Consider the following 13,127-nt stretch of genomic DNA (forward strand, 5'->3'; position numbering starts at 1 on the left):
TCCAGAGGGTGGTTCGTGGTTCGGTGGGTGTTTTGCCGGTTTCTTAAGAAGTGGTCGTGAACGGCTTCGGAGCTCGGTAACGTTGCAGGTCAGTAAGAGTGCTCCCCGCGCACGCGGGGATGGTCCCCCGCCGTGGGTGGCGGGGGTGGGCGGCTGGGTGCTCCCCGCGCACGCGGGGATGGTCCAAGCGGGGGCGCTACTGGCGCGTCCGGTACCGGGTGCTCCCCGCGCACGCGGGGATGGTCCCTGCTCGCGAGTACGCCTTCGAGCTCCGCATTCCGTGCTCCCCGCGCACGCGGGGATGGTCCCATCGCGCGGGCGTTGGGGGCGTGGCCGTGGGTGTGCTCCCCGCGCACGCGGGGATGGTCCGTCCCACCGGGGCGCTAAGGCCCGTCGGCGCGCGAACGTGCTCCCCGCGCACGCGGGGATGATCCTGTCTCGGACGTTCTAACGGGCCAGGTGTCTAAGTGCTCCCTGCTCCCCGCACCGGCCTGGTTCAGAGGGTTTCCAGGATCTTCCACTCGGTGTCGGCGCTGATGGACTGGCTGGCGCGGGCGGTGTGGACGAACAGCAGGTGGATCTCGGCGGTGGAGTGGCAGGTGACCTTCACGCCGTAGGGCTGGTCGGAGGAGCCGAGGTCCGGGGTGGTGGAGTAGCGGTCGACCCGGGCGAGCTCCCGGTGCCCGCTGTTGGCGAGGGCCGCGGCGATCCACGCCTCGACGTCGGCGGTGCGCGTCCCGCCGCCCGCGAGCGTCATCGGCTCCATCGGGGCGGGCGGTTCGCCTTCGGCGATCGGCTCCTCGGGCTTCTGGTCGGCGCCGTCCGACGGGGAGCGCCGGATCGCCTGCACGTAGACCTGGCCGCCGCCGGGCAGCTCGACCACCTCGCCGAACGGCCGTTTGGCGTAGCCGGCCTCGGCGAACGTGCGGACGGATGCCTGGCCGTCCTCGGTGAGGACGCGGTGGAGCAGTTCCTGGAAACGGGGCAGACGCATGACGTTCCCTCGAAGTGCGTGTGCGTGGACGGTCGCGGCGCCGACACGGCTCGGCGTCACCCAGGGTAGCGTCCCGGGTGACCGTGCGGTCACCCAGAGGCAGGGCGGGAGGCCGGGGCGGTGGCGGTGCCCCGGCCGGCGTCTCTCAGCGGGTGCCGCCGGGGGCGAGGAGCCCGTCGTCGAGCGCGCCCCGGGCCAGGGGGATGTCGGCGAGGACCGCGTCGGGCAGGTCGAACGCGGCGGCCAGGGTCTCGGCCCAGGGCGCGAGCGCCGGGATCCGCGCCTCGACCGCCTCGGGCAGGGCGGAGACGTGCCGTCCCGCCAGGTACCCCTCGTTGAGCAGGTCCCCGCTGTGCTCGGCGACGCGCTGGAGCGCGAACAGCTGGTACAGCCCCATCAGTGGCGCCGCGCTCTCCCCGGCGTCCCCGCCCGCTTCGGCCTCCGCCGTCCTGGCCGCCTCCAGCAGGGCCTGCGCGGCGCGGCGTTCGGCGTGGGCGGCGACCGCGCGCAGCGCGCAGGGCGCGGCCGTGTTCCACCGGCCGAGGGGGTCGCCGGAGGGGGCGCGGCGCAGCCAGCGGCGCGCGCGGGAGAGCTGGACGTACTCGACGGCGGTGAGCAGCCGCAGCAGCAGGCCGGGGTCTGCCAGCTCCCCCCGTTCGGGGGCGGCGTCGGGCGCGTCGAGGGGGTGGTCGAGCAGCATCTCCGCGCCGGCCTTCGCCCAGACGGCGAGGTTGTCGCCCTCGGCGGTGACGGTGCCCTCGACGTCGATCAGGAACTCGGCGAGTCGGTTGGCGGGGAACAGTCCCCGCGCGCCGCACCTCCCCCGGCACTCGGTCAGGATCGCGCGGGCCTGCCAGGTGACCCACCCCTTGGTGACGGCGGCGAACCGGGCGGCCCGGTCCCGTTCCCCGTCGGGGGCGGTGACGAACGTCCGGACGGCCTCCCGGTGCAGCAGGGTCATCGCGTAGGCGGTGGCCAGGGCGCCGATCAGCGGCCCGTGGTGGCTGCGCAGCGCGAACACCGGGACGCGGCCGCGGCCCACCGGCGCGGCGATCTCGCGGTGGTGGCCGTGGGCGACCGCGACCGCCAGGGCGGTGCGCGTCGCCCCCAGCGCGGCGGCGCTCATGCACAGCTTCCCCGTGGTGACGCGGCCGATCGAGCGGAGGAAACGCCGCCGCCGGCTGCCCGTCGCGCTGGTGAGCGTCCCGTCGGGGGCGAGGCGGCCGTGCGGCCCGTCCAGCAGCGCGCTCGCGGGCAGCCGGACCGTGTCGAAGGTGGTGAGGCAGTGGTCCACCGGGCTGCCCGCCCGGTGGTCCAGGGGGCGCACGCTGATCCCCGGCAGCGGGCCGGAGGGGCCGGTCAGCGGGACGAGGAACAGGAACACGCCGTGGTCGCGTCCGTCCGCGACCAACCGCGCCGCGACAACGGCGGTCTTGGGGCCGCCCTGCGGCCCGGTGTTGGGCATGAACTTGCCGGCCTGCGGGACGGGGGTGTGCAGGACGAACCCGCCGGTGGCCGGGTCGTGGGTGGCGGTGGTGCGTAGCGCCGCCGCGTCGTTGCCGTGGCCGAGCTCGGTGCACAGGAAGGTGCCGATCTCGTGGGTGGTCGCCGGGACGCCCCGGCCACCGCGGCCGTGGTCGAGGAGGCTGCCCAGGAACAGGTTGTAGTGGATGCCGGCGATCGTGGTCAGCCCGCTGTCGACGCAGGCCGTCCACTCGTGCAGGCTGGCCAGCCGTTCGGGGTCGGCGGCGAGCGCCTCGGCGGAGTCCAGGTCCGCGTCGAGCGCGTGCAGCCGCTCGTAGGACAGGGCGACGCGCTGGTCAGCGGTCAGGCCGGGGCGCGCCCGGAAGAGGTCGGTGCCCAGCAGCGCCCGCCAGGGCGCGTGCGACCGGTCGTACTCGGGCTCGGGGCCGTACAGGGCGCGGGTCAGCAGCGCGCGGGCGCGTTTGGCGCGCTCGCCCTCAGGGCCGGCGGGGGCGGCCTCGTCCACGTTCGTCACGTAGGGGATTCAAGCGATCACCGTCCGGGGCGCGTGCCGGAACGGCCGGATCGGCGCTGTGGCGTCGGACACCCGCCGGGCGCCGGCCCGAAGGCCAGGGGCCTCGGCGGTGGACGGCCCGGCCCGGGAGGCGGCCGTGGGCGAGAAGCCCCCGGAAACGGAGGGGACGGACAGGCCGGTTCGGCTGTCCGGAAACCCGGCGGGTTTCGACGCCCCTCAGGCGCGACCGGCGCCACGGCGGCCGCGTCTGAGGGGCGCGGCTAGGCCCGCCCGGTGAGGACACCGTCCAGGCCGAGCCAGCCCGCCATCGACTCCAGCTCGGCGCGCAGCTCCTCGGCGGCCTCGGGCGGGGCGTCCGGTTCGAAGACGGTGTTCAGCGCGCGCAGCACCCCCGCCTTGCGGTCGGCCTTCAGGTCGACCCGGGCGACGAGGCGGTCGCCGAGCAGGAACGGCAGCACGTAGTAGCCGTATTTGCGCTTGGCGGCCGGCACGTAGATCTCCAGGCCGTAGTCGAACCCGAACAGCCTGCGGGCGCGCTCGCGTTCCCAGACCAGGGAGTCGAACGGGCTGAGCAGCGCCCGCGCCGACACCGACCGGGGGACGCGCGCCCCGGCGTAGAGGTAGGCGGGCCGTTTCCAGCCCTCGATGGAGACGGGCACGACCTCGCCCGAGTCCACCAGGTCGGCGAGCGCCGCGCGGGCCTCGACGCCTTTCAGCCGGAAGTAGTCGCGCAGGCACGCCTCGGTGCCCACGCCGTGGGCGCGCGCCGCGATCCGCACGAGGTCGCGCCGGGCGTCCTCGGGGTCGGGGTCGGGGGCGTCGTACACCTCGGCGGGGAGGACCCGTTCGGGCAGGTCGTAGCGGCGTTCGAACTGGGCGGTGCGGGAGTCCGTGGTGACCCGCCCGCACCAGAACAGGAACTCCAAGGCGGTCTTCACCTCCGACCAGTCCCACCATGGCCCCGCGCCGCCCGGTCGCTCATGTTCGAGAGCGGCCTCGATCTCCCGGCAGGTGGCCGGGCCGCTCCGCTTCACCTCGGTGAAGACCTCCTCGACCAGGCCAGGCCGCTCCTCTTCGATGCGGCGCATGCGCCCCCACGCCTCGTCGCGGGCGCGCGCCATGCGCCAGCGCAGCAGCCGGTGGGTCTGCGGCGGGATGAGGCTGGCCTCGTGTCCCCAGTACTCCACGAGGTGGCGGGAGCTCCGGCTGGTGGCCCGGTCGAGCAGGGAACGGTCGTAGGGGCCCAGCCGGGCGAAGACGGGAAGGTACTGGCTGCGCGACAGGACGTTCACGCTGTCGATCTGGATGACGCCGACGCGGTCGATGACCCTGCGCAGGTGGCGCATCGTGGGCGCGCCGGTGGGGCGCCGGTCAGTGAATCCCTGCGCGGCCAGGGCGATCCTGCGGGCCTGCGCGCGCGACAGCGTGGTGTCGCGCCGGGGATGGGGGAGGGGCACAGATCCGTGCATGGCCGCCACGGTAGCGGCACCCACTGACAAAGGGGCGCGGTCGCGGTACCGGCCCTTGACCGGACGCGCGGCTCACCGCCCGCATCCCCCGTGCCCACCGGGAGAGGGGCGCGCCTACCGGTACCCCCACCGGGGCGAACCTGGCCCCCGAAGATCCGCGTGCCCGGCGGGAACCCGCAGGGCCGGCCGTGGTGCTTCCCCGCGATGGAGTCCCGCCCGCCGTGATCAGCGGGCGGGACGCCATCGCGCGACCGGGTCGGGGCTAGCGCAGGGCGCGCGCCCGGTGGTGGGACCAGGTCGAGGCGGCATCGGCCAGGGCGGACAGCCATGTGTCCTCGGGGTGCCGGTTGGCGAACCAGTCCATCATCCTGGAGCCGGCGCGGGCGAAGGCATCCAGTCCATCGGGGTCGGCACGCTGCCACGCGCTGCACCGGCCGATCCAGCTCTCGGCCGACTCGGCGCTGTGTCCGGCCGCGACGAGCTGGACGGCTACCGAGCCCAGGGTGATGAGCCCGGCCCCGCGCGTGGGCCACTCCCAGTCCACGAGCCGGCTGCGGCCGTCGCCGTCGATGAGCACATTCCGGCCGTGCACGTCGGCATGGACCAGATCGTCACCCCGGAACAGCGCCCGTTCCTCCTCGGTCGCGAAGCGGTCCCACCGTGTCTCGTGCCAGTCGTGGGCGACGGGGGGCAGCGGGATGGCCGCCAGCCGGTCGAGTACATCGACCAGGAGGGGTAGATCCGGCGATCCGGGTGTGAAGTCGGCCGGTCGGGCATCGATGTGCTCGAATCCGACGACGAACCAATCCGGGTCCTCGACAGTGAACCGGATTTCAGGGGACACCGTGGTGACGAACGGTCCGACCGCGGCCTCTCGCCGGGCGGCGTCGAGGTGCCCGCCGGGGCGGTTGGGAGTCGCCTTGACGAACCATGTGCCACGCTCGGCGGTGACGGTGAAGGTCGTCGCGGTCCCATATCCGCCGGTGACAACACGGGTCCGGGTGATGTGCCCGGTGTGGGGGCGGATCAGGTTCTCGATCTGCCGCACGGGCTACCTCCGGGGTCCACACCAGCTCGGCGGGATACCAGGCCGGCAGCCGTCATCGTCCGGCCGACACGGTACCGGGGGTGTTGGGGGGTTGTCGTCCTTCTTTTCGGCACGGATGAGGGCGCGGGCGTCGCGCATAGTCGGGGCTGACAGGATGCTCTTCAGGGCGGTTTCCCGGACATTGCCGACCTCCATCCAGGTGGAGAAGACGCAGGGGGAGACTGTTCCGTCTGGGGCGATCGACGCGCGACCGTCCCCGCACCGGCCACACAGACCCGATACGTCCGGGGCTGCGCCCTCGGAGCCGCGACCGAACGGACGGACATGGTCGACACCGATGCGCTTGACTCCGAGCGCCTCCAGTTCGCGCTTGGTCGCCTCCAGATCATGGCCATCGGTGGTGATGATGCCGACCCGCAGTGGGATGCCCAGTTTCAGGGCCTTGATGATGTTGCGCCGGGTGTGCTGGTGACTCGGACGCTTGGTTAAAGCATCGTGCCGAGCTGGGTCGTGGGAGTAGTAGGAGGTCGCCAGCGAAGCTCGGTCACGTTGGAAGAACGACCACCAAGCGTTGGTGATGTGAACGAGGTTGCTATAGACCTCGACGGACAGGCCGCGGTCCAGGGCGTGGGCGGCGATGTCAAGGGCGTCGGGGTGCAGGGTGGGCTCGCCGCCGATGAACTGGACGTGGTGTACTCCGGTGGTAACGGCCTGGTCGAGGACGTCGATCCAGTCGTCGCGACTCATGATGCCGTGGTCTCCGGTGGGCCCTGAGTCGTTGTAGCAGTGAATACACTCGAGCTGGCATTTGCGCGTAAGGTCGATCCACAAGCTTTCGGGCGTGCTCCGAATTTCGGTTATGGTCACAGGTTTCTCCTTCGGCTTGGCGAGCGGAATGGTTCTGCGAGACGGGGACTCTCAGGAGTGGCTGTTGACCGATTCGAATGGAGGAAGCGCCATCACAGTCCGCGTGTAACGGTCCCTGCGCAGGCGTCCTGCAACGGCTTCATGTGGACAGTCGTCCGCTGATCTGGAAGGAGCCGGCCGGACGACCGCGCCCGGTCGGCGTGGGTGGAACGCGGGCCATGGGGAGCGGGCGTAGGCGGTTTGGAGTGCCGCGGCGACCTCCGCGCGGCTGTGCCCCTCGATGAGGCGATCGGGCCCGAGCCCCCACCAACGGCCTGTCCGTGTGCCGTACCAGATCACCGGGGCTCCTCGGGGAGAACCGAGAACGGGCGGGCCGGTAGTGACTCCGGGAAGCTCTCGACGGTGACGGTCATCGCCATCAGGGCTTTCGGTGTACTGAGGGTTCCAGCGGCCGGTTCCGCGATCGGAGGACCCGGTACGTCCACCGGTCCGCCGTACCGGTCGTCGCCGGGAACAGGACCTGACCCGGATGGGCGCGCGCAGCGGTCCACAGATTCGCCGTGGCCACGTCGTGCTCCGACGGTGTCCGGTCCTGCGCCGTGGTGGCCCGGGACCGGATGACCGTTGGCCGTATCAGCGCCAGGACGAGGCGCGTGCAGCAGGAGGAACGGAGCGGATGATGCGACAGGCTCACCGCGCGCATCAGGGATGGGCATGACATCAGCTCCTGGAAAGCCGCTTTCGTGCCCCCGGACGCCGTTCGCGTCGTGGAGGGGGCGTGCCCGTTCATGGTTACGCTCGGACGCCGTTGCCCCCATGCGCCCATGCATAATCGCGGTGTTCGAATGATGCGTGGTGTTCGAAACAGAGGGAATGGACTGCGCTGGCGCCCTCTTCCGGAAATCATGCTCGAATTCGACTGAGCGGAGAAAAAGATCGTGTGCGACGATTCGGCCATGACGCCATCCCTGACGAACAGTCTCGTATTGTGGGATATCGATCACACGCTGCTCTCCATCGGATCGGTGAGCCGGGAGATCTACACCTGCGCCTTCGAGAAGACCACCGGTTCGCCTCCCCAGGCCATCGCCCCCATGACCGGGCGCACCGAACGCGCGATCATTATCGACACCCTGGAGATGAACGGGTATCCCTCCGACGAAACCGTCGTCAGCGCCTTCTACCGGTCCTTGGGGGATGCGGCACATCGGCTCAAGGACCGCATGGCCGTTCACGGCCGTGCCCTGCCGGGCGGCCGGGAGGCGATCAAGCTCATCCGCGCGGCCGGGGGGACACAGAGCCTTGTCACGGGGAACATCCGCCCCATCGCGGTGGCCAAGCTCCAGGCGTTCGGGTTGACCGATGGGCTTGAGATCGACACCGGGGGATACGGGGACCTCAGCAATGATCGTTCTCGTTTGGTGGAATCCGCCATCGATCGCACTGGTAGGCGGCTCGGAATCTCTTTCACGCCGGCGGACACCGTGGTCATCGGCGATACCCCGCTTGACGTCGAGGGCGCTCATCGTGCCGGAGCCGCCGTGATCGCGGTCGCCACGGGGACCAGCAGCCTGGGGGAGCTCCTCGACGCCGGCGCTGACCGGGCCGTGACGGACCTGAGCGACGGTGTGCGTCTGGTGGAGCTGATCAGTGAGCTGACTCCGCGCTCGGCGCGGGAGAGGTAGCCAAAGGGCGTGAGCGGTACAGGAACCCCTGGGCGGCGTCATCGTGCCCCCAGGGCGCAAGCAGGGCCCGGAACTCCCTGATCCGGTCGTCGATACGGGGCGAGCTGAGGTGTTCCGCGAGGAGGAACGCTTCTCCGGCGACATCACACGCGGTCGCCACATCCCCCTGGGACAGGTGCGCCCGCGCGGCTCGGGTCAGATAGTGGGATCGGTCCCGGAAACGGTGTGGCGCGCGGGCACGCAGCAGCGCGAGAGCCTTCCCCAGGGATTCAAGGGCCTCGTCGAACAGGCCCATGTCCAGGTAGACGGCTCCGGCCTGCGACTCGATTTCGATCTCGTCGATGTAGGAGAGCCACACCGGCCATGCGCCTTCCCGGCAGGCGAGGTCGAAGGCCGTACGCATGCGTTCGACGCTCACGCGGGCCGCATCGGTGTCGCCGTTTTTCGCCTGAGCGCGGGCCAGCCGGGCATGCAGCATCGTGGCGGCGGCTGGTGAGGCGCCGGTTCCCGTCTCGACGGCCGTCTTCGCGAGTGCCAGGGCCCGGCGCGTCCGGCCCAGGTAGGTCTCGTGCAGGCTTAGGTAGGACAAGGCGCTGGAGACAAGATCCGTTTCCCCTGTCTCATGTCCTGCGTAGACGGCCTCGGTCAGGTGCGCGCGGGCGCCTCCCCGCTCCCCCGCGTCCATGGCGATCCAGCCGGTGAGCTGGCTGAGCGGCCCCAGGGCCTCCATCCCATGGCCATGGTGGTCCACGAGCTCACGCACGTGGGTGGTGTAGGCGCGCAGCGGGGAGTACAGATCTCCGCCGCCGGCCTGGTCGTCCAACGCCACGACGGCGGCGATCACACCGTCCATGGAGTGCCGCGCCCTCCGGTTGCGGAGGATCAGGCTTTCGGGCTTGGGAAGGTGATCCAGTAGTGCCCGCGGAGAACTTGCGGTCGCCGCCGGGGCCTGTTTCCGCGGCGGTCTGGCGTCTGGGAAGACGTCCGTGCCAGGGGCGCCAAGCCCCTGGAGGGCGGCAAGCGCCCTGCGCCGGTCGGTGAGCCCGTGCCCTGCCTCGGCGCGGGCGATGGTGCTCTGCGCGACCCCGCACATTCGCGCCAGTGCCTCCTGCGACAAGGAGTGCACCCGGCGCCGGAGGAGCCGTATCACCGTCTGGGCGTCGTGATCGCGGACGGCAGAGATCATCTCGGCGTCGCGCCATATCCACGCGGGAATGCATTCGCACACCATCCGGCAGCCGTTTCGGGGGCGCCCGCAATTACCGCACAAGCGGGCGTCTTCACCGCCGGAGCCGCGGCGGTATGGTTCCATGGCCTCTCCTCGGCGTGGCACGGCGGTGGCGTTACCGCGAAATAGGCGGTCCATCGGATGACGTGGTCCAGAAAACCGTAGCGCGGCTCCGAAAACAGAGACCCGTATTCACGGAATGGGGCGCCGTTTGTCGCCTCATGGGGAAAGACGCCCACCGTCGCCGATTGGGCTCCCGGCCGGTTCCGGCGGGGTCCGGCCGCGCCTCACCGGCGCAGGGGGAGCCGGACCCGTACCGTGGTCCCCTTCCCGAGTTCGGTGATGAGCGTCACCTCGCCGCCGTGGGCTGTCGCGATCGCCTCCACGATGGACAGCCCGAGCCCGCTCCCGCTGCCCGGCGTGCGGGTGCTGCGGTGGAAGCGGTCGAAGGCGCGTCGCGCGTCCTCCGCGCCCATCCCCGGTCCGGTGTCGGCGACCTCCAGGACGGCGGCGGGCCGGCCGTCGTCGACGGTCCCCTCGGCGCGCAACCGCACCTCCACCGGCGTGTCCGCGGGGGTGTGCTCGCGCACGTTGGCCAGGAGGTTGGCCAGGATCTGGCGGAACCGCGCCTCGTCGACCTCGGCCTCCACCACCTCGGGCACCTCCAGCGCGATGGGACGGTCGGGTTCCAGGGCGCGCGCGTCGGCCACCATCTCGGTGACCAGGGCCGCCAGGTCGCCGGTGGCCAGTTGCAGCGACCCGGTCCGGTCCAGCCGGGCCAGTTCCAGCAGCTCGGCCACCAGCCGGCTCATCCGCTCGGCCTCGTTCTCGATCCTGCGCATCGCGCCGGGCAGTTCGGAGTCGGGGATGGCGCCCTGGCGGTACAGCTCGGCGTAGCCGCGGATCGTCGTCAGCGGGGTGCGCAGCTCGTGCGAGGCGTCGGCGGCGAAGGCGCGAACCCGCTCCTCCGATTCGCGCTGGGCGCGGAACGCCTGCTGGATGCGGCCGAGCATCGTGTTGATGGCCATGCCCAGCCGGCCCACCTCGCTGTAGGGGTCGGCGTCGGGCATCCGGTCAGACAGGTCGGGGCCGGTGCTGATGGCGTTGGCGGTGGTCGCCATGCGGTCCAGCGGCGCCAGGCCGCGCACGATGAGCCAGCGGCCGGCGAACGCGAGCCCGCCCAGGAGCAGGCCCGCGGTGACCAGCTGGGTCCACACCAGCCGCCAGGGGTAGGCCTCGCGGTCGTCGGTGGGCACCCCGGCGATCATGATCGAGTCGTGGCGCAGTCGCACGGTCGCGCGGTGCGGGGGCACGGTGTCGTCGCTGGTGAGTTCGAAGATCTCGCCGGTGGCGGCGTGGCCGACCAGCCGGTCCAGGGAGATGGCGGCGATGCGGCGCAGCACGACGTCCTCGCGCAGCGTGTCGCCGTAGATCTGGTTGACCTCGCCGGTCGCCGGGTCGAGCAGCACCACGAAGTAGGGGGAGGGGCTCGGCGCGTCGACGCCCACCGGCGGCGTGCCGTTGTCCAGGCGCACCATGGCGCGTTCGGCGGTCAAGACGAGCTGGTCGTCGAGGCGTTCGGTGATGAAGGAGCGCAGCATCAGGAACCCGACCACGCAGGTGACCAGCAGCCCGGTCCCGGTCACGGCGAGCAGCCCCATCAGCAGCCGTGACCGCAACGGTCTGTCCTGGCGCATCTAGGCGCCGTCCGGGACGCGCAGCGCGTAGCCGACCCCGCGTTGGGTGTGGATCAGCGGGGGGCCGAGCGGGTCCAGTTTGCGGCGCAGGTAGCTGACGTAGGTCTCGACGATCTGGGACTGTCCGGCGTAGTCCCACCCCCACACGTTCTCCAGGAGCTGGGCGCGCGACAGCACCTGTCCGGCGTTGCCCATCAGGTAGGCGAGCAGCCGGAACTCGGTGGGCGACAGCTCGATCGGGGTGCCGCCGCGGCGTACCGTCCAGGAGCGTTCGTCCAGTTCGAGGTCTGCGACGCGCAGTACGCCGTCGTCCTCGGGCGAGCCGTTGTCGGGGGGATCGCGCCGGGTGCGGCGCAGCAGCGCCCGGATCCGCGCGATGAGGGCCTCCACCGAGAACGGTTTGGTCACGTAGTCGTCGCCGCCCAGGGACAGGCCCGTGACGGTGTCGGAGGGGGTGTCGCGGGCGGTGAGGTAGATCACGGGCACGTCGTCGCCGCGTTCGCGCAGCCGCCGGCAGACGTCGAAGCCGTTGACGTCGGGCAGCAGCACGTCCAGCACGATGAGGTCGGGCCGCCGGTCGCGGGCCAGGGTCAGGCCCTCGCCGCCGTTGCGGGCGGTGCTCACCTCGAAGCCGTGGAAGCGCAGGGCCGCCTCCACGAGGTCCCGGATGTTGGGCTCGTCGTCGACGACGAGGACGTGCGGTCGGGTCGCGGACTCGGGCATGGATCCACCTAGTGTTCCGGGGACTCGCGGGACCGGGCGCGGCCGGCCCGGTCCGGACCCATGATGCCGCAGGTGGACGAAGGGGGCGGAGTCCCCGGGGGTGTCGGACGCGGGCGGGCCATCCAAGGTGCGCGCCACGCCCGGGCCCGCCCGCGTCCGTATCGGAGCCGGTTCCCGGAGGGTCGTGAGCGGCGGTCGCGCCCGGAGGAGATCGGACGGAGATCCGGGCGGAACGCGCCCGGTCCGGGGGGACCGGGTGCCGGCGAACGCCGGCACCAAACATGAAACCGGTTTCACCTGGGACTGGGTAAAGGGACGGCTGGGAAAACGCTGAGACCGCGGGGGTCCAGTGGGGAAGGTGACGGAACGGGACAGAGGTGTTACAGGATGAATTCTTTGAAAATCGTGTGAACCGTAGTCCGCTTGTGGTCATCTAACCAACAGCGACTACGAGAGCCGGATGCGTGCCAGGAGTCGTGCAGGAGCCCTTGGCGTGGAGGACGGCCGCGCCAAGGGCTTTCGGCTTCCCCGGACACGTCGTGGCCGCCGTCGAAAGAACGCTAGCCTGACGTTGTGCGAGTGGCGACGTGGAATGTGAACAGCGTTCGGGCGCGTGCCGAGCGGATCTCGGCCTGGCTGGAACGGAGCGACGTCGACGTTGTCGCCGTCCAGGAGACGAAGTGCCGCGACGACCAGTTCCCGGCCGAGGTGTTCACCGGGCTCGGTTACGAGGTCGCCCACCACGGACTGTCCCAGTGGAACGGTGTCGCCATCGCCTCGCGGGTGGGCCTGGAGGACGTCCAGATCGGCTTTCCCGAGCAGCCCGGCTGGGGCGAGCCTGCCGCGGCCGAGGCGCGGGCCATCGGCGCCACCTGCGGCGGCGTCCGGATCTGGAGCCTTTACGTCCCCAACGGGCGCGACGTCGAGGACCAGCACTACCTCTACAAGCTCCAGTGGCTGGACCGGCTGCGCGCGGCCGGCGCCTCCTGGCTGGCCGAGGACCCCGGGGCGCAGATCGCCCTGTGCGGCGACTGGAACGTCGCCCCCCAGGACGACGACGTGTGGGACATGGCCGAGTTCGAGGGCAAGACCCACGTGACCAAGCCCGAACGCGACGCCTTCCAGGCCGTGGTCGACACCGGCTTCGCCGACGTCGTCCGCCCCTACGCGCCCGGTCCCGGCACCTACACCTTCTGGGACTACAAGGGCCTGTCCTTCCCCAAGCGCAAGGGCATGCGGATCGACTTCGTGCTCGCCTCGCCCGCCCTGGCCGCGCGCGTCGGCGACGCCCGGATCGACCGCGAGGAGCGCAAGGGCAAGGGCGCCTCCGACCACGCGCCGGTCATCGTCGACTTCGGCTGAGCGTCCCGAGCGGACCGCCGCCGCGGTGAGCGGGGACGCCGTGGCTTCTCGGTAA

Annotated in this window: 10 protein-coding genes; 2 read left to right on the forward strand and 8 right to left on the reverse strand. The window is 71.5% G+C overall.

Annotated elements, in window-relative coordinates:
- Positions 1-496: 496 nt before the first annotated feature.
- The 5 genes from B5D66_RS26630 to B5D66_RS24305 all read right to left on the reverse strand — a co-directional run bounded on the left by B5D66_RS26630 (position 497) and on the right by B5D66_RS24305 (position 6,377).
- Positions 497-994 (reverse strand): hypothetical protein, encoded by a 498-nt coding sequence (locus B5D66_RS26630; RefSeq protein ID WP_432938250.1) that lies wholly within the window; start codon positions 992-994, stop codon positions 497-499.
- 145 nt (positions 995-1,139) lie between these two features.
- The gene (locus B5D66_RS26410) at positions 1,140-2,993 is read right to left on the reverse strand and encodes an acyl-CoA dehydrogenase family protein (RefSeq protein ID WP_200813779.1); all 1,854 of its coding nucleotides are present in this window, start codon (positions 2,991-2,993) and stop codon (positions 1,140-1,142) included.
- Positions 2,994-3,253: 260 nt separating this feature from the next.
- Positions 3,254-4,462 (reverse strand): winged helix-turn-helix domain-containing protein, encoded by a 1,209-nt coding sequence (locus B5D66_RS24295; protein WP_078764157.1) that lies wholly within the window; start codon positions 4,460-4,462, stop codon positions 3,254-3,256.
- Positions 4,463-4,724: 262 nt separating this feature from the next.
- On the reverse strand, positions 4,725-5,510 hold the full coding sequence (locus B5D66_RS24300; protein ID WP_078764158.1) for a phosphotransferase family protein: 786 nt from the start codon (positions 5,508-5,510) through the stop codon (positions 4,725-4,727).
- A gap of 3 nt (positions 5,511-5,513) precedes the next feature.
- Positions 5,514-6,377: a radical SAM/SPASM domain-containing protein gene (locus tag B5D66_RS24305; protein WP_078764159.1), complete on the reverse strand. Its 864-nt coding sequence runs from the start codon at positions 6,375-6,377 to the stop codon at positions 5,514-5,516.
- A gap of 956 nt (positions 6,378-7,333) precedes the next feature.
- On the opposite strand from B5D66_RS24305, the gene B5D66_RS24310 reads away from it, so the two are divergent.
- Positions 7,334-8,062, forward strand: coding sequence for an HAD family hydrolase (locus tag B5D66_RS24310; RefSeq protein ID WP_078764160.1), 729 nt, complete (start codon positions 7,334-7,336; stop codon positions 8,060-8,062).
- Here the strand turns inward: B5D66_RS24310 and B5D66_RS24315 are convergent.
- From B5D66_RS24315 to B5D66_RS24325, 3 genes are all read right to left on the reverse strand, one after another.
- A complete protein-coding gene (locus tag B5D66_RS24315; protein ID WP_235001210.1) occupies positions 8,025-9,374 on the reverse strand; it encodes a helix-turn-helix transcriptional regulator in 1,350 nt (449 codons plus the stop codon). The two genes, B5D66_RS24310 and B5D66_RS24315, sit on opposite strands and share 38 nt — an antisense overlap.
- 203 nt (positions 9,375-9,577) lie before the next feature.
- The gene (locus B5D66_RS24320) at positions 9,578-10,987 is read right to left on the reverse strand and encodes a sensor histidine kinase (RefSeq protein WP_078764162.1); all 1,410 of its coding nucleotides are present in this window, start codon (positions 10,985-10,987) and stop codon (positions 9,578-9,580) included.
- Complete coding sequence (locus B5D66_RS24325) at positions 10,988-11,710, reverse strand: response regulator transcription factor (RefSeq protein WP_078764163.1); 723 nt, start codon at positions 11,708-11,710, stop codon at positions 10,988-10,990. It lies immediately after the preceding gene.
- Between the two features lie 579 nt (positions 11,711-12,289).
- Here B5D66_RS24325 and B5D66_RS24330 point away from each other — a divergent pair.
- Complete coding sequence (locus B5D66_RS24330) at positions 12,290-13,072, forward strand: exodeoxyribonuclease III (protein WP_268805683.1); 783 nt, start codon at positions 12,290-12,292, stop codon at positions 13,070-13,072.
- Positions 13,073-13,127: the final 55 nt, after the last annotated feature.

It is taken from the genome of Marinactinospora thermotolerans DSM 45154, from assembly GCF_900167435.1.
GTDB classification, from domain to species: domain Bacteria; phylum Actinomycetota; class Actinomycetes; order Streptosporangiales; family Streptosporangiaceae; genus Marinactinospora; species Marinactinospora thermotolerans.

What these genes read in the sequence shown, in the direction of transcription:
- B5D66_RS26630 (WP_432938250.1), bottom strand. Translation starts at nt 994, where the DNA reads ATGCGTCTGCCCCGTTTCCAGGAACTGCTCCACCGCGTCCTCACCGAG.
- B5D66_RS24295 (WP_078764157.1), bottom strand. Translation starts at nt 4,462, where the DNA reads ATGCACGGATCTGTGCCCCTCCCCCATCCCCGGCGCGACACCACGCTG.
- B5D66_RS24310 (WP_078764160.1), top strand. Translation starts at nt 7,334, where the DNA reads ATGACGCCATCCCTGACGAACAGTCTCGTATTGTGGGATATCGATCAC.
- B5D66_RS24315 (WP_235001210.1), bottom strand. Translation starts at nt 9,374, where the DNA reads ATGGAACCATACCGCCGCGGCTCCGGCGGTGAAGACGCCCGCTTGTGC.
- B5D66_RS24320 (WP_078764162.1), bottom strand. Translation starts at nt 10,987, where the DNA reads ATGCGCCAGGACAGACCGTTGCGGTCACGGCTGCTGATGGGGCTGCTC.
- B5D66_RS24325 (WP_078764163.1), bottom strand. Translation starts at nt 11,710, where the DNA reads ATGCCCGAGTCCGCGACCCGACCGCACGTCCTCGTCGTCGACGACGAG.